General features: G+C 66.9%; 1 protein-coding gene. It reads right to left on the bottom strand.

Annotated elements, in window-relative coordinates; translation table 11 throughout:
- A partial coding sequence (locus HV773_RS36620) for a molybdopterin-dependent oxidoreductase (RefSeq protein WP_175198572.1) occupies positions 1-529 on the bottom strand: 529 nt, incomplete at both ends.

Genomic DNA, 529 nt, shown 5'->3' on the forward strand with positions numbered 1-529 from the left:
GTCGTCCTTCTCGTACCACGTGGCCGTGGGCAGCACGACGTCCGAGTACATGCAGGTGGTGGACATGCGGAAGTCCAGCGTGCAGAGCAGGTCGAGCTTGCCGGTCGGCGCCTCTTCGTGCCAGACGACCTCCTCGGGACGCGCCGCGCCGTTCTTCACCGCTTCCTCGCCTTGCACACCATTAGTGGTGCCGAGCAAATGCTTGAGGAAGTACTCGTGCCCCTTGCCCGAGGAGCCGAGCAGATTCGAGCGCCACACAAACAGGTTGCGCGGGAACGAGGTGGGGCTGTCGGGGTCCTCGCAGGCGAGCTTGAGGCTGCCGTCCTTGAGCTTGCCCGCCACTGTCGCGCCGGCCTGCGTGGCGTCGCCAAGCGCGCGCCCGAGTTCGAGCGGGTTGCACGAAAGCTGCGGTGCCGAAGGCAGCCAGCCCATGCGCTCGGCGCGCACGTTGTAGTCGATGGGCGTGCCGTGATACGCCGACTTGTCCGCGAGCGGCGAGAGCAGGTCGGTGGGGTTCATCGGGTCGTAG

Source organism: Paraburkholderia caffeinitolerans (assembly GCF_902859945.1).
Taxonomy (GTDB): domain Bacteria; phylum Pseudomonadota; class Gammaproteobacteria; order Burkholderiales; family Burkholderiaceae; genus Paraburkholderia; species Paraburkholderia caffeinitolerans.